Annotated in this window: 14 protein-coding genes; 11 read left to right on the forward strand and 3 right to left on the reverse strand. The window is 63.6% G+C overall.

Annotated elements, in window-relative coordinates; translation table 11 throughout:
* Positions 1–91: 91 nt before the first annotated feature.
* Positions 92–910 (forward strand): posphoenolpyruvate synthetase regulatory kinase/phosphorylase PpsR, encoded by an 819-nt coding sequence (gene ppsR / locus NGJ21_RS04630; RefSeq protein WP_012313507.1) that lies wholly within the window; start codon positions 92–94, stop codon positions 908–910.
* Positions 911–1,120: 210 nt separating this feature from the next.
* On the opposite strand, the gene NGJ21_RS04635 is transcribed toward ppsR, so the two are convergent.
* Positions 1,121–5,986 (reverse strand): NAD-glutamate dehydrogenase, encoded by a 4,866-nt coding sequence (locus NGJ21_RS04635; RefSeq protein ID WP_046786499.1) that lies wholly within the window; start codon positions 5,984–5,986, stop codon positions 1,121–1,123.
* A 249-nt stretch (positions 5,987–6,235) separates the two neighbouring features.
* On the opposite strand from NGJ21_RS04635, the gene NGJ21_RS04640 reads away from it, so the two are divergent.
* The 4 genes from NGJ21_RS04640 to NGJ21_RS04655 all read left to right on the forward strand — a co-directional run bounded on the left by NGJ21_RS04640 (position 6,236) and on the right by NGJ21_RS04655 (position 10,138).
* Positions 6,236–6,589 (forward strand): hypothetical protein, encoded by a 354-nt coding sequence (locus tag NGJ21_RS04640; protein WP_012313505.1) that lies wholly within the window; start codon positions 6,236–6,238, stop codon positions 6,587–6,589.
* A gap of 167 nt (positions 6,590–6,756) precedes the next feature.
* A complete protein-coding gene (locus NGJ21_RS04645) occupies positions 6,757–7,467 on the forward strand; it encodes a FadR/GntR family transcriptional regulator (RefSeq protein WP_012313504.1) in 711 nt (236 codons plus the stop codon).
* Positions 7,468–7,571: 104 nt separating this feature from the next.
* Entirely contained in the window at positions 7,572–8,765 is a 1,194-nt protein-coding gene (lhgD, locus tag NGJ21_RS04650; RefSeq protein WP_251961890.1) for an L-2-hydroxyglutarate dehydrogenase, read from the forward strand.
* Between the two features lie 44 nt (positions 8,766–8,809).
* Complete coding sequence (locus NGJ21_RS04655) at positions 8,810–10,138, forward strand: MFS transporter (protein WP_012313502.1); 1,329 nt, start codon at positions 8,810–8,812, stop codon at positions 10,136–10,138.
* A gap of 48 nt (positions 10,139–10,186) precedes the next feature.
* Here the strand turns inward: NGJ21_RS04655 and NGJ21_RS04660 are convergent, their stop codons facing one another.
* Positions 10,187–11,494, reverse strand: a complete 1,308-nt coding sequence (locus tag NGJ21_RS04660; protein WP_174141797.1) for a phospholipase effector Tle1 domain-containing protein — start codon at positions 11,492–11,494, stop codon at positions 10,187–10,189.
* Between the two features lie 219 nt (positions 11,495–11,713).
* Here NGJ21_RS04660 and NGJ21_RS04665 point away from each other — a divergent pair, with 219 nt between their 5' ends.
* The 6 genes from NGJ21_RS04665 to NGJ21_RS04690 are packed head-to-tail and all read left to right on the forward strand — an operon-like array spanning position 11,714 to position 18,519.
* Complete coding sequence (locus tag NGJ21_RS04665; RefSeq protein WP_012313500.1) at positions 11,714–12,673, forward strand: AAA family ATPase; 960 nt, start codon at positions 11,714–11,716, stop codon at positions 12,671–12,673.
* Between the two features lie 4 nt (positions 12,674–12,677).
* Entirely contained in the window at positions 12,678–13,622 is a 945-nt protein-coding gene (locus NGJ21_RS04670) for a DUF58 domain-containing protein (RefSeq protein WP_125924845.1), read from the forward strand.
* Complete coding sequence (locus NGJ21_RS04675; protein WP_046786503.1) at positions 13,619–14,113, forward strand: DUF4381 domain-containing protein; 495 nt, start codon at positions 13,619–13,621, stop codon at positions 14,111–14,113. Before NGJ21_RS04670 ends, NGJ21_RS04675 begins: the two co-directional genes overlap by 4 nt.
* A complete protein-coding gene (locus tag NGJ21_RS04680) occupies positions 14,106–15,182 on the forward strand; it encodes a vWA domain-containing protein (RefSeq protein ID WP_115275435.1) in 1,077 nt (358 codons plus the stop codon). Before NGJ21_RS04675 ends, NGJ21_RS04680 begins: the two co-directional genes overlap by 8 nt.
* Complete coding sequence (locus NGJ21_RS04685; RefSeq protein WP_251961891.1) at positions 15,179–16,897, forward strand: vWA domain-containing protein; 1,719 nt, start codon at positions 15,179–15,181, stop codon at positions 16,895–16,897. Before NGJ21_RS04680 ends, NGJ21_RS04685 begins: the two co-directional genes overlap by 4 nt.
* Positions 16,894–18,519: a BatD family protein gene (locus tag NGJ21_RS04690; protein ID WP_119688549.1), complete on the forward strand. Its 1,626-nt coding sequence runs from the start codon at positions 16,894–16,896 to the stop codon at positions 18,517–18,519. Before NGJ21_RS04685 ends, NGJ21_RS04690 begins: the two co-directional genes overlap by 4 nt.
* 85 nt (positions 18,520–18,604) lie before the next feature.
* On the opposite strand, the gene NGJ21_RS04695 is transcribed toward NGJ21_RS04690, so the two are convergent.
* On the reverse strand, positions 18,605–19,036 hold the full coding sequence (locus NGJ21_RS04695; protein ID WP_046786507.1) for a DUF2628 domain-containing protein: 432 nt from the start codon (positions 19,034–19,036) through the stop codon (positions 18,605–18,607).
* Positions 19,037–19,122: the final 86 nt, after the last annotated feature.

Here is a 19,122-nt window from a genome sequence, read left to right on the forward strand (position 1 = left end):
TGGAAAATAAGTGAGAATGCCGACAGCCGCATTCGGCAAACCGAACTTATCATATCCAAGAAACGTCATCAGCTTAAGGCCCAGATCGCAAATGAAACGAACCGCGTTCTTCATCTCCGATGGCACCGGCATCACTGCCGAAACCCTGGGCCAAAGCCTGCTCGCGCAATTCGATAGCATTCCATTCAACAAATTCACCCGTCCGTACATCGACACGCCGGACAAGGCGCGCACGATGGTGCAGCAAATCAATGCCGCCGCCGAGCGCGACGGCATGCGCCCGATCATCTTCGACACCATCGTCAATCAGGACATCCGCGAGATCCTGGCGACGTCGAACGGCTTCATGATCGACATCTTTTCGACGTTTTTATCCCCGCTCGAGCAGGAATTGACTGCCCATTCGTCGTATTCCGTCGGCAAGTCCCACTCCATTGGCGGTAATTCCAACTACATGGAGCGCATCGAGGCGGTGAATTTCGCGCTCGACAACGACGACGGCGCGCGCACCCATTATTACGACAAGGCCGACCTGATCCTGGTCGGCGTATCGCGTTGCGGCAAGACCCCGACCTGCCTGTACATGGCGATGCAGTTCGGCATTCGCGCGGCCAACTACCCGCTCACCGAAGACGACATGGAGCGCCTGCAGCTGCCGGCGGTGCTCAAGAAGCATCACAACAAGCTGTTCGGCCTGACCATCGACCCCGACCGCCTGACCGCCATCCGCCACGAGCGCAAGCCCAACAGCCGTTATTCGAGCTTTGCCCAGTGCGAGTTCGAGGTACGCGAGGTCGAGAGCCTGTTCCGGCGGGAGAACATCCCCAACATCAACTCCACGCATTTTTCGGTGGAGGAGATATCGGCAAAAATCCTGGTGGAAAAAGGCGTGGAGCGGCGGTTCAAATAACACACGGCCCCGTAGGAGCGGCCTTGTGTCGCGAAAGGGGTGCGCAGCGCCCCCGCAATTCATGCATCAGGCTGATATTGCCGGGGCCGCTACGCGACCCTTTCGCGACACAAGGCTGCTCCTACCTGGGGGCCGATCATCCGTAAGGCGGGCGCCAGCATGAAAAAGCCCCGGCATCACTGCCGGGGCTTTTTCATTTCAGCTGTCCGATCAGGACGGCACCGCCACCGCCTGCCCGCTCATCGCCAGGTCGACCAGCTCGCGGTTGGCCACCGCGTACATCGCATAGTCGGTACCCGTCGCATTGCGCAGGTCGTCGAGCATGGCACGCCAGCGCTCGACCATTACCCGATGTTGCTCGGCCCACAGCGCCACGCGGGCATCCATGTCTTGCGGGGCATCGACCATCTGCAGCACCGAGATGGTGATGGCCCGTTGCTGCAGGTCGATATCGTCGCGGAACGCCTCGCGGGCCAGGGCCTGCCAGTTGTTCTCCACCGGCAGGTTGCTGATTTCCTGCAAGTACCAGGTCAAGTCCAGCGCACTGCCCACGGCGAAGAACGCCTTGGCCACCTGGGCCGGCTCATGCCCGGTCACGTCTGCCGCCTCGATGATCGGCAGCAACGTGTACAGGTGGCTGGTGCCTGCCACCATGCGTGCGAGCAACTCCGGCACGCCGGCATCGACGAAGCTCTGATAGCGGACCATCCAGCGTTCGCGGGTCGGGCCCTCCAGCAGTTCGTCGAGCTTGAGCCCCAACTGGGCGATTTTCGGCCCGAAGTGCGCGGTGTCGCGCCCGGCATCCTGCTCGTTGCGCCGGCTGCGCAGGAACCAGCGGGTCGCGCGGCGCCCCAGACGCATCAGCTCGTCCATCAGGGTCAGCTGGATTTCCGCCGGCACCTGGTAGTCCAACGCCTCTATCTGGCGGAACCAGTGCGGCAGATGGAAGATGTCACGCACGATCACATAGGCCCCGGCAACATTGGCCGGGCTCATGCCGGTCGACTCTTTCAGCCGCTGGACGAAGGTGATGCCCATGTTGTTGACCAGGTCGTTGGCGATCTGGGTACTGACGATCTCGCGCTTGAGGCGGTGGCGGCGCATGGCTTCGCCGAACTTGCTGACCAGCGACGGCGGGAAGGCGGTTTCCATGTCGCGGGTCAGGTAGTCATCGTCCGGCACCAGCGACTTGAGCAACTGCTCCTTGAGGTCGATCTTGCTGTAGGAAATCAGCACTGACAGCTCGGCACGGGTCAGGCCCTGGCCGGCCGCCAGGCGATCGGCCAACTGCTCCTCGGTCGGCAGGAACTCGATGGCACGGTCCAGCTTGCCACGGCTCTCGAGGTCGGCCATCAGGCGCTTGTACTCGGCGATCCGCTCGCGGGCGCGACGCGCCGCCAACGAAAGCGCCTGGGTCTGCTTGTAGTTGTTGCCAAGCACCAGCCCGCCCACTTCATCGGTCATGCTGCCAAGCAGCTGGTTGCGCTGCTTCTCGGTCATGTCGCCACCCTGCACCACTTCGTTGAGCAGGATCTTGATGTTGACCTCGTGGTCGGAGCAGTCCACCCCACCGGCGTTGTCGATGAAGTCGGTATTGGTGGCACCGCCGTTGAGGCCGAACTCGACACGGCCGAGCTGGGTCATGCCGAGGTTGCCGCCCTCGCCCACCACCTTGCAGCGCAGTTCGTTGCCGTTGACCCGCAACGCGTCATTGGCCTTGTCGCCGACATCGGCGTGGCTTTCGCTGCTGGCCTTGACGTAGGTACCGATGCCCCCGTTCCACAGCAGGTCTACCGGTGCCTTGAGCAATGCATGCAGCAGCTCGGTCGGTGTCAGCCGGTCGGCCTCGATGGCGAAGCGTTCCTTCATTTGCGGCGTGATGGCGATGCTCTTGGCACTGCGCGGGAAGATCCCGCCGCCTTCGGACATGATGCTGGTGTCGTAATCGCTCCAGGCCGAACGCGGCAAGTCGAACAGCCGCTGGCGCTCGGCGAAGCTGCTGGCCGGGTCCGGGTTCGGGTCGATGAAGATGTGCAGGTGGTTGAACGCCGCTACCAGTTGCAGCTTGTCGGACATCAGCAGGCCGTTGCCGAACACGTCACCGGCCATGTCACCGACGCCGATGACGGTGATCGGGTCCTGCTGCACATTGATGCCGCGCTCGCGGAAGTGGCGCTGCACGCCCACCCAGGCACCACGGGCGGTAATGCCCATCTTCTTGTGGTCGTAGCCGGCAGAGCCACCCGAGGCGAAGGCATCGCCCAGCCAGAAGCCGTAATCGATGGCGATGCCGTTGGCGATGTCGGAGAAGGTCGCGGTGCCCTTGTCGGCCGCCACCACCAGGTACGGGTCATCGTCATCGTGACGCACCACGTTGGCCGGTGGCACCACGCCGCCGTCCTTGAGGTTGTCGGTAATGTCGAGCAGGCCCGAGATGAATATGCGGTAGCAGGCCACGCCTTCGGCGGCGATTTCGTCACGCGTGCCGCCCAGCGGCAAACGCCGTGGCAGGAAGCCGCCCTTGGCACCGACGGGCACGATCACCGAGTTCTTCACCTGCTGGGCTTTGACCAGCCCAAGCACCTCGGTACGGAAGTCCTCTTCACGGTCCGACCAGCGCAGGCCACCGCGTGCCACATTGCCGAAGCGCAGGTGCACACCCTCGACCCTTGGCGAATAGACGAAGATCTCGAACTTGGGTACCGGTTTGGGCAGCTCGGGGATCAGCTTGGGGTTGAACTTGAAGCTGAAGTACGACTTGCTCTGGCCGTTGGCATCAGGCTGGTAGAAGTTGGTGCGCAGGGTGGCCTTGATCAGGTCCAGGTAGCGGCGCAGGATGCGGTCCTCGTTGAGCACCTGGACATCGTCCAGGGCGCTGAGGATGGCTTGTTCCAGGCGTTGCTGCTTGTCGTCCAGGTCATCGGCAGTGAGCTTGCGCGCCAGGTAGAAGCGGGTCTTGAACAACCGGGTCAGCTCACGGGCGATGTCGGTGTGGTTGTTCAGCGTGCTGGCGATGTAGCCAAGGTCGAAGCCCAGGCGGATCTGCTTGAGGTAGCGGGCATAGGCGCGCAGCAGCGCCACGTCGCGCCATGGCAGGCCGGCGGTGAGCACCAGGCGGTTGAACGCGTCATTCTCGGCATCGCCCTGGACGATATGGATGAACGCGTCCTGGAGCACGTCGTTGAGTTGCTGGATGTCCAGGCTCAAGCCTTCGCTGTAAGTGAAGGCGAAATCGTGGATCCAGTATTCACGACCACTGGCGTGGCGCAAGCGATAGGGGAACTCGCCCAGCACACGCAGGCCAAGGTTTTCCAGGATCGGCAGCACGTCCGACAACGCCAATGGCGTGTCCGCGTGGTACAGCTTGCAGTGCAGCAAGCGTTCGCCCAGACGCGTCAGCGGCTGGTAGAAGCTCATCGCCAGCGGCTTGCTTTCGGACAGGGCCAGCACATGTTGCAGGTCGACCACCGCAGAATGGGCGGCAAAGCGCTCACGGTAGCCGGCCGGGAAACCTTTGGGGAAATCGGCGAGAATATTGGTGCCCTGGGCTTCACCGAAGTTCTCCACCACCAGCGCGGCGTAGTCGTCATGCCACGAGCGGCAGGCCTGGATCACTTCGTTTTCCAGTTGCTGCGGGTCGATGGCGATACGGTTCTTCGGATCGACGCGCAAAATCAGCTGCACGCGTGCCAGCACCGATTCGGAGAAGAACGTCCAGAACTCGCAGTCGCTGGCCTTCAGGCGCTCCATCAGCACCTGCTGGATCTTCTGCCGCACTTCGGTGGAGTAGATTTCCCGTGGCACGTAGGCCAGGCAGTAGCAGAAGCGCCCGTACGGGTCCTTGCGCAGGAACACACGGATCTTGTTGCGCTCCTGGATCTGCACGATCGACATCACCGTGCTGAACAGCTCGTCGACCGGGGTCTGGAACAGATCGTCGCGTGGCAGCACTTCGAGTACCTGGGCCAGTTCCTTGCCCAGGTGTGCCTTGGCGTCGAAGCCGGAGCGGCGCTCGACCTCGGCGACCTTGACCCGGATGTATGGAATGGCGTGCACGCTCTCGCCGTACACCGACGAGGTGTAAAGGCCCATGAAGCGGTGTTCCTTGAGCACCTTGCCATCGGCGTCCAGCTGGCGGATCGAGACGTAATCCGGGTAGGCCGGGCGGTGCACCCGGCTGGGCAGTGCAGCCTTGGCGAACGACAACAGCAGCGGCTCTGCAAGGTAAGCCACCGCGTAGTCTTCGATACGCAGCTCTTCAGGCGTCAGGCCCACACGCAAGCGGCGCGGCAAGCCCAGGAACGACTGCTCGTCGTAGACCATCTGGCCGCCGGCGCTGTCGGCCTGCACGGTGAATTCTTCATAACCGAGGAAGGTGAAGTGGTTGTCCAGCAGCCACTCGAGGAACGCCTTGACCTCACCCTTTTCGTGGTGCGCTGGCGCAAACGCGGTTTGCTCCACCTGCGCCATGACTTCCTGCAGCTTGGCTTTCATCGGCTCGAAATCGGCCACCGCCACCCGCACCTCGGCCAGCACCTGCTCGATTTCGCGGGTGAGCACCGTCAATTCGGCAGCGTTGGCGCAGCGGTCGATCTCCAGGTACATCAGCGATTCATGGCACACACCCTCGCCCTGGGTACCCTTGGGCAACAGCTCGAGCAGATTGCCCTTGGCGTCACGACGCACGCTCAGCACCGTGGTCTGCAGCGTGTGAATGCTATAGCCGCGGCGGTTGAGCTCGGTACGTACCGAATCCACCAAGAACGGCAGGTCATCGTGCAGCACCTCGACCACGGTGTGGGTCGACTGCCAGCCATTGCGCTCGTAATCGGGGTTGTACACCCGCACCTGCGGATGCGCGGGGTCGAAGCGCTCGATGATGCGCCAGGCGGAAAGGGTACAGCCGGCCAGGTCCGACAGCCTGCGCTGGGTGAGCTCGTCCATGGAAATGATGCCGAAGAACTGTTCGGCGAACAGCGCCACTTGTGGCAGTGACTGCTCGCTGATGTGCTGCGCCAGGGCCGCTTGCAGTTGATGCTGGAAGTCGGCTTTGCTGGCTGCGGTGAAGAACGCCATCTGTGGTACTCCGCTTGGGCTTTGTAATAATTGAAGCGTCGCGTACATCCGACGATCACGGATCAACGATAGCCAACCCGTGGCAAGCCGGACGGTAATGTTCAGGGCTCGCGGAAGCTTAACGACTGATCGGTCATTACCGCTTGCAGCGCTGCGACAATTTCGGTCAAGGGGGGGAAACTTTACGTTTATCGATGCCCCCAAGGCTGTCAGAATTCACTTTCGTTTCCATTGACCCGAGCCGCCTTCATGCAAATCAACACCGCCCTGCTGTTCGCCACCCCTTGCGATGACGAGGAAGACAACATGGCGACCTTGTGCTGCCACAGCGACAAGGGGCAGATGTTCCTGCTCACCCGCTACCCGGATGAGGACACCGTGGACCTGACCCTGGACGATGAACCGTCGACGCTCGATGGCCTGAAGGTGACCCTGAGCGCAAAGCGCCTGCTGATCGAAGTGGCGGCCGGGGATCGAGATGCGTTGAAGGGTGACGAAACGCTGGAGATCGTGCTGACATCGGCAGGGACTGACCTGGAAGAGGTCGAACTGACCTTGCGCAACATTCTGGAGGGGACAGGGACCTTCGTCAGCGAGCTCTGAAAGCCTGCCTGACGCGGCCGTCCAACCGCGGAGCGGTGGCTTCTCTGCGCGAGACGGCTCACCGGTGCGAGGGCCATGCCTGGCAACGCACACCTGATCGAAACGATTGACATCCCATACCCGCTACAGGCATTGTCTGACAACCTGACCACTAGGCAATCGCTTCCATGCTAGAACTCCAGCGCCCCGACACTCTGGTCGAACGGGTTGTCAGCGCCATCCGTGCAGAAATCGATTCCGGTCGCCTGGCCGCCGAAGCGCGCCTGCCCACTGAACAGCAACTGGCTGAACAACTGAACGTCAGCCGCTCGGTAGTGCGCGAAGCGGTAGCGCAGCTCAAGGCCGATGGCGTGCTGATCGCCCGCCGCGGGCTTGGCTCCTATATCTCGAAAACCCCCGGGGGCACGGTGTTCCGCTTCCCCGGCAGTACCGGTCGCAAACCCGACCTGGTGCAGATGTTCGAAATGCGCCTGTGGATCGAAACCCAGGCAGCGGCCATCGCCGCGCGCCGACGTGACGAACACGATCTGGCGAACATGGCCCAGGCCCTGCAGGAGATGCTCGACAAACGCAGCGACTTCGCCACTGCCTCGGCAGCTGATGTGGCCTTCCACAGGGCCATCGCCGAAGCCAGCAAGAACGATTACTTCGTGGCCTTCCATGACTTTCTCGGCGGCCAGTTGGCCAATGCACGGCGCACCGCCTGGGAAAACTCCGCAGCCCATTCGGTGGGCGGCTCGGCCGAAGCCAATCGCGAACACCAAGCGCTTTATCAGGCCATCGCCGACGGTGACCGCCAAAGGGCTGCGGCGTGTGCCGAAGCGCATCTGCGCGCCTCTGCCAAACGCCTGAAAATAGAACTACCTGCACTCGACTGATACCCAGAGCTTGCTGCGACCCGGCAAGCTCTTTTTTTTACGCATCCATTAGTCTGACAACCTGATAAGCAGATCCACCGACAAGAATCCCAAGGTACCCCTGCATGACATACGACTACTGCATCATCGGCGGCGGCATCGTCGGCCTGGCCACCGCGATGGCCCTGCTCCAACAACGCCCCGGGGCGTCATTGCTGATACTGGAAAAGGAGTCCAGCCTCGGCCGCCACCAGACGGGCCACAACAGTGGGGTGATCCATGCGGGCATTTACTATGCCCCGGGTAGCCTCAAGGCCGAGTTGTGCAAGCGTGGAGCCCTGGCGACCAAGGATTTTTGCCGCGAGCACGGCATTGCCTTCGATGTCTGCGGCAAACTGCTGGTGGCGTCCAACCCGCTGGAAATGCAGCGCATGCAGGCGCTGTACGAGCGTTCACAGCTCAACGGGCTGAAGGTCGAGCGGTTGGACGCCAGTGAACTCAGGCGCCGCGAACCCAATATCGCAGGCCTTGGTGCGCTGTTCGTCGATGCCACCGGCATCGTCGACTACAAGCAGGTGTGCGATGCCATGGCCAAGGTCATCGAGCAGGCCGGCGGCGAAGTGCGCCTGGCCACCACCGTGCAGGCCATCCGCGAGTTTGGCGATCATGTCGAAGTGTGCGATCACAGCCAGACCTGGCATGCCCGCCAGCTGGTCGCCTGCGCCGGCCTGCAATCCGACCGCCTGGCGCGCCTGGCCGGGGTAAAGATCGACCACCAGATAATCCCATTCCGCGGTGAGTACTATCGCCTGCCAGCCAGCAAGAACCAGATCGTCAACCACCTTATCTACCCGATTCCTGACCCACAGCTACCGTTCCTCGGTGTACACCTGACGCGCATGATCGACGGCAGTGTCACCGTCGGCCCCAACGCCGTGCTGGGTTTTGGCCGGGAAAACTACCGCAAGTTCGCGGTGAACTGGCGCGATGTGGCCGAGTACGTGCGCTTCCCTGGGTTCTGGAAAACGATCTGGAACAACCTCGGCTCCGGCACCACCGAGATGAAGAACTCGCTGTTCAAGCACGGCTACCTGGAGCAGTGCCGCAAGTACTGCCCGTCGCTGCAGGCCGGCGACCTGCTGCCCTTCGAGGCCGGCATCCGTGCCCAGGCCGTGATGCGCGACGGCACCTTGGTCCACGATTTTCTGTTCGCCGAGACCCCGCGCATGGTGCATGTCTGCAATGCACCGTCACCGGCTGCCACCTCGGCGATCCCCATCGGCCAGATGATCGCTGAAAAGATCCTCAACGCCAGCTGAACCCTGCTGCACACCCCAACTACAAAGACAATAAGGAACATCAGATGTCGGTACACGAGGCGGCCCCGGCCGCGAGCGAGACACCAGCACAGAAACGCAAGCGCCTGCGCAAGGTGGCGGCGGCAACCATCTTCGGTTCGATGCTGGAGTGGTATGACTTCTACCTCTACGCGACCATGGCGGCGATCGTGTTCTCGAAGATTTTCTTCGATGCCAGCAACCCGGCAGTGGCTTCACTGCTGGCGTTCTCCACGTTTGCCATCGGTTTTGTCGCGCGCCCATTCGGCGGGGTTCTGTTTGGCTACCTGGGCGACCGCTTCGGCCGCAAGCATGTACTGGTTATCACGTTCTGCATGATGGGTGTGTGCACCGCGCTGATCGGTCTGATCCCCAGCTACGCCTCGATCGGTATCTGGGCACCGATTCTGCTGGTAGTGATCCGCATCATCCAGGGCCTGGGCGCCGGTGCAGAGCTGTCCGGGGCGGCCGTCACCTCCTACGAACATGCCAGCGAAGGCAAGCGCGGCAGCCAGGGCGCTTGGCCAGCACTGGGGCTCAACCTGGGCTTGCTGCTGTCGTCGCTGACCGTTTACCTGCTGACCATGAACGGCAACGAGTTTCTCCTCGCCGGTGGCTGGCGCATTCCGTTCATCGCCAGCATCGCCCTGGTGGCGATCGGCCTTTGGGTGCGTAAGAGCATTCCTGAGACACCGGACTTCAAAGAACTCGACAAGGCCGATGCCAAACCGCAGGAGTCACCGCTGAAACTGCTGTTCAGGAACGATCTCAAAGGCTTGGCCGTGGTGTTTTTCGTGGCCATCGGCTACAACGCTCTGAGCTACATATTCAAGACGTTCTCGCTGGCATACCTGACTCAGTTCAAAGGTGTCGAGGCACATGTCACCTCCCTGTCGGTGACCATCGCCAGCCTGGTGGCGATCTTTGCCGTACCGTTCTTCGGCTGGCTGTGCGACCGCTGGAGCAGCAAGACCGTGTTGATGCTCGGCGGCGTGCTGTCGGCGCTGTTTGCTTATCCATTCTTGCAGTTGCTGAGCAGCGGTGAGCCAACACTGATCTATGTGGCCATTGCCATCGGCACCGGCCTCCTCGCGCCAATGATGTTCGCCCCCCAGGGCTCGTTCCTTAGCCGGCAGTTCCCGACCCAGACGCGCTCTTCCGGTTTCGGCACCGGGCGCGAGATTGGCACTGCAGTGGCCGGCGGCCTGGCGCCCCTGGGCGGCCTTGCCTTGGTGGCGAACTCGGCGACCCACTCCACCGACGGCGTGGCTTTGATCCTGGCGGTTTCCGGTGTGCTGGTGGTGGTGTTTGCCTTGTGTGACCAAGGCCGCAAGCACTCCAGTTCGAAAAACTGACCCGGGCCGGCCTGCACATCGATAATGGTGGGCAGGCCGGCACCCGCATCAGCCAACCGGGTTCTTGTGCAGCACCCTGCCCGCCTTGCCCGGCCGGTCGATGTAAAACGCGTCCAGCGCACTGTTATCCAGCCCTTTCACTGCGTTCCAGTGCGCCGATGTGTGCACATACTTTGCCTGCAGCAACGCTCGTTCCTGGGGCGTCAGGCGCAGTTGCGCACATTGCCCGAGGGCAAACTCATGCAGTTTGCGGCTGACAGGCAGCAACTCTGCCGGCAGGTGATGCGCATCGTCACTGCCCAAGGGAGCGAACGGTACGCCACCGCGCACGGCCAGTTCACGCATGATGCTGAGGTAGACACGTGACAGGTGGCCACTGACTTCACGTTCTCGGTACACAGCGGCATACACCTGCTTTTCCGGGTCATCACGCCTGGCTCGGCTGCCTTCGATCGGCACCTCCCAGCTGAGCAGCGTTGGCCGCGGATCGACCAGGCCGGCAAAAGTCGAGGTCAGCAGCCCATTGACCGCCGCATGGGCGCTTGTGCATTCGGCCGGCGTCGTCCGCGCGACCCGGCTCGACTGCGGTTTGCACAAAAGAACCTGCTCACGCATGTGCTCACGATAACCGCCACCGATATTCGAGTGCACACCCGGCACGACTATGTCGTTGTCGCTGCGCACCAGCGGGAAGTTGTGGCGCTGCTCATCGCCGGCCACCAGTTGCACCACCTGCCGGGCGACAAGTGTGTCCAGCCCGAGACGCAAACCGCCGTATTGATCGCTGGCAGGGTCGAAGCTGCCTTGCAAAGGTGCAACGATTGCCGCCACCGTATCGAACAGACCAATGAAATTGATCGCCCGGGGCCCGTGCAGCTCAGCCGGCAAGCCCGCCTCCTCCTTGCCCAGCCGATTGGCCAGATGCCTGGCCGCCGCAGCACCTCGACTGAAACCGAACAGGTCGAATTCGATGCACTTGGGTACAACCTGCGGATGCTCAGCCCGATAATCGCGCAGCTGCCTGCCAACCTCCACCAGCGCCTGATCTACCCGGGCCGCCACCCCCGCGCTTCCACGCCCCGTCGCCTGGGCGAAGGACGAGTCAGGCGCACCGTGTGTTGTACCGATACCTTCCACATAAACGCTGAAATGAACCTGACCTTGCACAGGCCCGGAGGGATAAAGCGCGTGCAGCAGGGCAATGTTACTGCGGGCATTGGCGTAACTACCCCCTGCGCAAGCGCGGCCGGTGGAAGCCAAGGGTGCAGCGTTGCCCTGATTGTTGCCGGTGCCATCGAAAAAAACGCCCACCCGCAGGGTGACCGGGGCAGGTATACCGTACTGCTTGCTCATCATCATGCTCCTTCATGATTCGAAGAGCACAAGCAAGCGACAGATCACCGCCACCGGGAATCGGAGAACACCTGAAACGCACGCGGATATTCCACCGCTTCAATGCGCATAAAAAACCGGGGCGTAATTGGTCGCCACCCCCCGGATAGATTAAAGTATCCACCCCTGCCAGGTCCGTCGCGCTCCGCGCCCGCCCTGGCCCAATCCCAGGAACCGCCGCCGATGGAACACCGTGAAGCGCTGATCGCGCTACGCACCTTTCTTTCCTCCCAGATCCTAGGCCAGGAAAAACTGGTCGAGCGGCTGTTGATCGTGCTGCTGGCCGACGGCCACATGCTGGTCGAGGGCGCCCCGGGCCTGGCCAAGACCAAGGCCATCAAAGAGCTGGCCGAAGGTGTCGAAGCGCAGTTCCATCGCATCCAGTTCACCCCTGATCTGCTCCCGGCCGACATTACCGGCACAGAAATCTACCGCCCGGAAACCGGCAGCTTCGTGTTCCAGCAGGGGCCGATCTTCCACAACCTGGTGCTGGCTGACGAAATCAACCGGGCACCGGCCAAGGTGCAGTCGGCGTTGCTCGAGGCGATGGCCGAACGCCAGGTCAGTGTCGGGCGCAGTACCTATGACCTGTCGCCGCTGTTTCTGGTCATGGCCACGCAAAACCCGATCGAGCAGGAAGGAACCTACCCGCTGCCGGAGGCCCAGCTCGACCGTTTCCTGATGCACGTGAAGATCGGCTTCCCCGATGCGGCGGTGGAGCGACGCATTCTGGCCCAGGCCCGCGGTGAAGCGCTGGGTGGCGAAGTCAAACCTGAACGGCGTGTCAGCCAGCAGGCCATCTTTGCCGCACGCAAGGAAATCCTTGGCCTGTACATGGCCGACGCGGTGGAGGAATACCTCGTGCAACTGGTCATGGCAACGCGCACACCGGCCAAGTTCGATACCGAGCTGGCCGACTGGATCGCCTACGGCGCCAGCCCGCGCGGTTCCATCGCTCTGGATCGTTGTGCGCGGGCGCATGCCTGGCTGGCCGGGCGCGACTTCGTCAGCCCCGAGGATATCCAGGCCGTGCTGTTCGACGTGCTGCGCCACCGCATCATCCTCTCCTTCGAAGCCGAAGCGGCAGGGATCGACCAGGACCGCGTGGTCCAGCGCATCCTTGACGTCGTCGCCGTTGCCTGAGCCGATGCCCACCGCTCAGCAGGCCGAACCCGGCATCCGCATCGGCCTCGCCGAGCTGATCGACATGCGCCACCGGGTGCGCGAGATCCAGTTGTTCTCCCGGCCTGGCCAGCGCAGCCCGCTGGTCGGTCTGCACCACTCAAAGCTGCGCGGGCGCGGCGTGGACTTCGACCAGGTGCGGGTCTACCAGGCCGGTGACGACGTACGCAACATCGACTGGCGGGTCACCGCACGCACCCAAGAGCCGCATACCAAGCTGTTCCATGAAGAACGGGAGCGGCCGATCTTCATCCTCGTCGAGCAAAGCCAACGCCTGTTCTTCGGCTCGGGGCTGATGTTCAAGTCAGTGCTCGCGGCCCAGGCTGCGGCGCTGTTCGGTTGGGCTGCGCTGGGCCACAACGACCGTATCGGCGGGTTGGTGTTCGGCGATGATGAGCACCACGAAATCAAGCCGCGGCGCAGCAAGCAAAGCCTGCTGCAGTTGCTCAACCGTATGGCGAAGGTCAACCAGGCGCTGCACACCGAAGCCGCGCCCCACGCTGACAGCCTGGGCCTGGCTTTGCGCCGCGCACGTGAAGTACTGCGCCCAGGCAGCCTGGCCATCGTCATTTGCGACGAGCGCTCACTCAGCGCCCAGGCTGAACAGCACCTGGCGATGCTCTCGCGCCATTGCGACCTGCTGCTGATACCGGTCTCCGACCCGCTCGACCACGCCTTGCCTGCTGCTGGCCTGCTGCGTTTTTCCCAGCGCGGTGCGCAGCTGGAGCTAGACACGCTGGACACCAACCTGCGCCAGGCCTACCGTCAGCAGGCCGAAGCGCGTATCGAACGCTGGGACTTGATGGCGCAAAAGCTGCGCGTGGTGCTGATGCCACTGAGCACCCAAAGCGAAATGATCGAGCAGTTGCGCGAATACCTCAATGCCCAGCGCCCTGGGAGCAGTAAATGAATCCGCTGGATCAGCTGCAGCCGCTGATCGCACCCTCGGCGATTGGCCTGTGGCCACCGGCACCAGGCTGGTGGCTGCTGCTCGCCTTGCTGCCACTGCTGGCCTGGGGCCTGTGGCGGCTGCGGCGCTGGCGCCCGGGCAAGCGCCGGGTGGTGCGTGCCGAACAGCCGCTCGACCCGGTGCGCCTAGAGGCGCTGGCCGAACTTGCCCGCCTACCCCGCCCCTACGACGGCGCGCCGGCCGGGGCCTGGTTGCAGCAGATCAACGCCTTGCTCAAACGCCTGTGCCGCAACCATTACCCCGGGGCCAACAGCCATACACTCAACGGCCGCCAGTGGCTGGCGTTCCTCGACAACCGCTGCCCGGCCGCCGGCCTGACCCGCTGGATGGTATTGGTCGAGGGCGCGTACAAGCCCGAGTGCAAGCTCGACGACAAGGCCATCGTCGGGCTCAGCCAGGCCGTCGAAACCTGGATTCGCAAACATGTTTGAACTGGCCTGGCCGTGGATCTTCGTGCTGTTGCCGCTGCCGTGGCTGGCGCGCCTGGTGCTGCCCGCCGCTGACAGCGGCGAACCGGTGCTCAAGGTGGGCTTTCTCCACGAGCTGGAAGGCCTGGCCGGCCGGCGTGCGCGCCTGAACCTGCCAACCTGGCGCCAGCAGGCGCCGTTCGTGGTGATCTGGCTGCTGCTGTTGCTCGCCGCTGCCCGCCCGCAATGGCTGGGCGACCCGTTACCGGTGGCCGCCAGTGGCCGTGACCTGATGGTTGCAGTGGATGTGTCCGGCTCCATGGACTTCCCCGACATGCAGTGGAAGGACGACGAAGTCAGCCGCCTCGACCTGGTCAAGGCATTGATGGGCGACTTCCTGCAGGACCGCGAAGGCGACCGCGTCGGCCTGATTCTGTTTGGCAGCCAGGCCTACCTGCAGGCACCGCTGACCTTTGACCGGCGCACTGTGCGTACCTTCCTCGACGAAGCGCAAATCGGCATAGCTGGCAAAAACACCGCCATCGGTGACGCCATTGGCCTTGCGGTCAAACGCCTGCGCCAGCGCCCTGCGCAAAGCCGCGTGCTGGTGCTGATTACCGACGGCGCCAACAATGGCGGGCAGATCCACCCATTGACCGCCGCCCGCCTGGCCGCCCAGGAAGGCGTGCGCATCTACACCATCGGCATCGGCGCCAACCCCGAGGCCAGCGGTACACCTGGCCTGCTCGGGCTCAACCCAAGCCTGGACCTGGACGAAGCCTCGCTCAAGGAAATCGCCGAGCTGACCCGCGGCGCGTACTTCCGCGCCCACGACGGTGCCGAACTGGACGCCATCGGCGATACCCTGGATCAGCTAGAACCCGTCGCCCAGCAGCCGACCCAGGCGCGCACGGCCAAGGCCCTGTATGCCTGGCCATTGGCCCTGGCCTTACTGCTCAGCGTGCTGCTGGTGGTGGCGGTGCAATGGCCAAACAACCTGCTGCAACGGGGCCTGCGCAAACCGCGCTTCCTGCAGCCCCACCCGCAATGGCGTGAGCGCCTTAAACGGCTGCGCTTGAGGAAGCGGCGATGATCGATCTGTGGCCGCAATGGTTGCGCCCCCTGTGGCTGCTGGTAGTGCCGCTGCTCGCCTGGCTGCTGTTCAAGCTGTGGCACCGGCGCAAGCGCGCCGGGCGCTGGCAGATGATCCTGCCCAAGGCATTCCACCCGGTGCTGCTCGGTGGCGGCAGTGGCAGCAACAGCAAACTGCCCTGGGTGGCCCTCGGCCTTGCCTGGTTGCTGGTCGTTCTGGCGCTGCTCGGGCCGAGCTGGCAGCGTGTGGAGGAATCCCGCCAACGCCCGGCCGACCCGCTGGTGATCCTGCTCGAACTGACGCCGCAGATGCTTGCCGAGGACACCCCGCCCAACCGGCTGCAGCAGGCTCGGCGCAAGGTCCTGGACCTGCTCGAACACCGCCGCGACAGCCAGACCGCCCTGATCGTCTACGCAGGCAGCGCACACACCTTGGTGCCGCTGTCCGACGACCTGAGCACCACGCGCAACCTGCTCGAGGCCATCGACCCTTCGATCATGCCGCAGCCCGGCCAACGCGCCGACCTGGCCGTGCAAAAAGGCCTGGCCCTGCTGGCGCAGAGCGGCCTGGGCCAAGGCCGCCTGTTGCTGATCGGTTCGGCATTGAGCGGCCCGGAACGCCAAGGCATCGTCCAGGCCCTGGGCCGCCAGGGCCCGAGCCTGTTGATGCTCGGAGTCGGCACCAGCGACGGGGCTCCGGTGCGCCAGGCCAACGGCGAGTTCCTCAAGGACGAGCAAGGTGCCATTCTGGTACCGCGCCTGGACAGCGGCGGCCTCAGGGCGTTTATCAACAGCACCGGCGGACGCTACCGTCATGCCCGCATCGACGACCTCGACCTGCGTGGCCTGGGCCTGTACGACAACCCGCGCATCCTGCGCAATGACGGCCAGAACGTGCAACTCGACAGCTGGGCCGACCAAGGCTACTGGCTGTTGATCCCCCTGTTACTGCTGGCCGCCTGCGCGGGTCGGCGCGGCTGGCTGTTCTGCCTGCCGCTGCTGCTGGCCCTGCCGCAGCCAAGCCAGGCCTTGGAGTTCAATGACCTGTGGTTGCGCCCCGACCAGCAGGGCCAGCGCCTGCTTGAACAGAACCGCCCGGCGGACGCCGCCCGGCACTTCCAGGACCCGCAATGGCGCGGCATGGCGCTGTACCAGGCCGGCGACTACGCCGCGGCCGCCAAGGCCTTTGCCCAAGGCAATACGACAGCGGCCCACTACAATCGAGGCAATGCCCTGGCCCGCAGCGGCGAGTTGGAAGCCGCCCTGGATGCCTATGAGCAAGCCCTCGAACGCCAGCCCGATTTCAAGCCGGCGCTGGATAACCAGGCACTGATCCAGCAGCTGTTGCAGCAACGCGAAGCACAGGCCGAGGAACAACCGGCCAAAGACGATGCCCAAGGCACGCCCGACAGCGAGACCGAGGGCAACAGCAGCTCGGCCAGCAGCCCGGCGCAGGGCACGCCCGGCAACAATGAACCGGCCAACGCCGAACAGCCCGGCCAAGACAGCAACAACAGCCAGGCCACTCCCGGAAACCAGGGTGGCGACGATGACAGCATCACCCAGCCGCCCAAGCGGCCGGTTTCCACCAGCCTGGACGCCGAGCAACGCCAGGCCCTGGAACAATGGCTGCGGGAAATCCCCGACAACCCGGCGCAGCTGCTACGCCGCAAATTCTGGTATGAACAGCAATTGCATCAGGAAACCCCACGATGAGTCGCCTCGGCGTCTTTCTCTTCAGCCTCTTCTGGGCCCTTCTGGCCCAGGCCGAGCCGACCCTGCAGGCCAGCGTCGATCGCACTCGCCTGGGCGCCGGCGAAACTTTGGAACTGACCCTCGAAAGCCAGGATGTGACCCAGTTCGGCAAGCCCGACCTGCGCGCCCTGGACGGCGACTTCGAAGTGCGCGGCACGCGCCAGTTGAACAGCCTGCATACCCTCGACGGCGAGACCCGCGCCAGCACCCGCTGGATCATTACCCTGCTGCCAAGGCGTAGCGGCAGCCTGCGTATTCCTGAGCTGCAACTGGGCCAGTCACACAGCCAGGCCATCGATCTGCAGGTGCTGCAGGCCGACGCCAGCCGCCCGGATACTGCGTCCCAGATATTCGTCGAAGCCACGCTGGACAGCAACGAGGTCTATGTCCAGGCCCAGGCCGTGCTGACCCTGCGCATCTACCATTCGGTGTCGCTGTACGATGACAGCAGCCTGAGCCCGCTGCAGCTGGAAAACGCCAAGGTCGAGCCGCTGGGTGACTCACGCACCTATGAGAAGGACATCAACGGCGTACGCCACGGGGTGATCGAGACACGCTACGCACTCTATCCGCAGCACAGCGGCACCCTGGAAATCGCGCCGCTCACGTTCACCGCCACCGCCGCCGATAACGCTCAGCAGCCTGAGGGCACTGCACGCACCGCTCGCCAGGTACAGGTCAGGTCGCTGCCGCTGCGCCTGACCGTACGCCCGATCCCCGCCGCCTGGCCCGCGGCCGAACCGTGGTTGCCAGCCCGCAGCCTGACCCTGGAGGAGCACTGGAACCCCGACCCAGGCAGGCAGCAAACCCAGATAGGCGATTCGCTGACCCGCAGCATCACGCTGCGCGCCGAAGGGCTGTCCAGCACCCAGTTGCCGCAATTGCCCGCCACGGAAATCGCCGGGCTGCGCCGCTACCCGGACCAACCGCTGCTGCGCAACGAAATCAGCGAGCGCGGCATGACCGCCAACCGCGAGGAGCGCGAGGCACTGGTGCCCACCCACAGCGGCGAACTTGCCCTGCCGGCGCTGGAAGTCACCTGGTGGAATACCCGCGAGGACCATCTGGAGCACAGCAGCCTGCCGGCGCGTAACCTGAACGTGCAGGACAACCCTGCCCTGAGCGCCGACACCCCGGTAGGCGATGCCGGCAGCGCCAGCCATCTGCTCTGGCCTTGGCAACTCTGCACCGTGATTTTCGCCCTCACCACGGCGCTCGGTTTTACCCTGTGGTGGCGCGCCCGCTCGCAACCAGCGGTACTGCGCGCCGCGCAGACCGGCCCAAGCCCACGCACCCTGCTGGACGACCTCAAGCGCGCCTGCCAGGCCAACGACCCACAGGCCACCCGCCAGGCACTCGACGCCTGGGCGCGGCAGCAGCCGGAGACCTTGGCGGAGATGGCGGCGCGGTTCGTGCCGCTGTCGGATGCGCTGGATGGGTTGAACGGGGCGCTTTACAGCGAGAGTGGGCAGTATTGGCAGGGGGAGGATTTGTGGCGGGCGATTGGCACGATTCCACCGGCGGAACAGGTGTTGTTGCCTTCGGGTGAGCCGGGGAGCTTGCCGCCGCTTTATCCGAAGTGATTGGGAGAGGGGCGCAGCACTAAAGACAGGCCCCTCTCAGCCCGGATGCAATCCTGACCCTTCCCCCGCTGATCACCGGCAGCGATCAGATGAACCGATGCCCCTGAAACGGGTTCCAGCCCTGCTCCCCTTTGGTCTGTTTCAGGTAATAGGCATAATTGGTCAACATGCCATACAGCACGGCAAAGGCCACACTGATGCCCTGGTCCAGCGCCCGAGGCACCGCATTACCCGTGGCAGCCTCGTAAACGCCTTCAAGCAGCCCGATGCCCATAATGATGGCCAGCATGACCAGGTTCTTCTTCCACATGCCCAGGACGAACCAGTAGATCGGGCCAAAGAAGAATCCGAGGAAATTGTTGTTGATCAACAGTTTCTTGCGAAACGGCAAGGCGCGAAAAGCAGCTTTGTAACTCGTTTCACGTGGCCCTCCATGCTGATCGAAGAAAGCGAAACGCTCCTGCCATTTAGGCTTGAGGTTGGCGTAATCGGCCTGGATTTGTGGCGTGCTTTGCATAAAAATTCCTTTTCAAATTGGTTCCGGTAGCCCACACCAGCAGCATCGCAAGCGCCGCGGCCGGGGCGAAGATTAGATCATCGGCG

It is taken from the genome of Pseudomonas sp. Marseille-Q5299, from assembly GCF_943737035.1.
GTDB lineage: Bacteria > Pseudomonadota > Gammaproteobacteria > Pseudomonadales > Pseudomonadaceae > Aquipseudomonas > Aquipseudomonas putida_E.

What these genes read in the sequence shown, in the direction of transcription:
- NGJ21_RS04640 (WP_012313505.1), top strand. Translation starts at nt 6,236, where the DNA reads ATGCAAATCAACACCGCCCTGCTGTTCGCCACCCCTTGCGATGACGAG.
- NGJ21_RS04690 (WP_119688549.1), top strand. Translation starts at nt 16,894, where the DNA reads ATGAGTCGCCTCGGCGTCTTTCTCTTCAGCCTCTTCTGGGCCCTTCTG.
- NGJ21_RS04675 (WP_046786503.1), top strand. Translation starts at nt 13,619, where the DNA reads ATGAATCCGCTGGATCAGCTGCAGCCGCTGATCGCACCCTCGGCGATT.
- NGJ21_RS04680 (WP_115275435.1), top strand. Translation starts at nt 14,106, where the DNA reads ATGTTTGAACTGGCCTGGCCGTGGATCTTCGTGCTGTTGCCGCTGCCG.
- NGJ21_RS04645 (WP_012313504.1), top strand. Translation starts at nt 6,757, where the DNA reads ATGCTAGAACTCCAGCGCCCCGACACTCTGGTCGAACGGGTTGTCAGC.
- NGJ21_RS04655 (WP_012313502.1), top strand. Translation starts at nt 8,810, where the DNA reads ATGTCGGTACACGAGGCGGCCCCGGCCGCGAGCGAGACACCAGCACAG.
- NGJ21_RS04660 (WP_174141797.1), bottom strand. Translation starts at nt 11,494, where the DNA reads ATGATGAGCAAGCAGTACGGTATACCTGCCCCGGTCACCCTGCGGGTG.
- NGJ21_RS04670 (WP_125924845.1), top strand. Translation starts at nt 12,678, where the DNA reads ATGCCCACCGCTCAGCAGGCCGAACCCGGCATCCGCATCGGCCTCGCC.
- NGJ21_RS04695 (WP_046786507.1), bottom strand. Translation starts at nt 19,036, where the DNA reads ATGCAAAGCACGCCACAAATCCAGGCCGATTACGCCAACCTCAAGCCT.
- lhgD (WP_251961890.1), top strand. Translation starts at nt 7,572, where the DNA reads ATGACATACGACTACTGCATCATCGGCGGCGGCATCGTCGGCCTGGCC.
- ppsR (WP_012313507.1), top strand. Translation starts at nt 92, where the DNA reads ATGAAACGAACCGCGTTCTTCATCTCCGATGGCACCGGCATCACTGCC.
- NGJ21_RS04665 (WP_012313500.1), top strand. Translation starts at nt 11,714, where the DNA reads ATGGAACACCGTGAAGCGCTGATCGCGCTACGCACCTTTCTTTCCTCC.
- NGJ21_RS04685 (WP_251961891.1), top strand. Translation starts at nt 15,179, where the DNA reads ATGATCGATCTGTGGCCGCAATGGTTGCGCCCCCTGTGGCTGCTGGTA.
- NGJ21_RS04635 (WP_046786499.1), bottom strand. Translation starts at nt 5,986, where the DNA reads ATGGCGTTCTTCACCGCAGCCAGCAAAGCCGACTTCCAGCATCAACTG.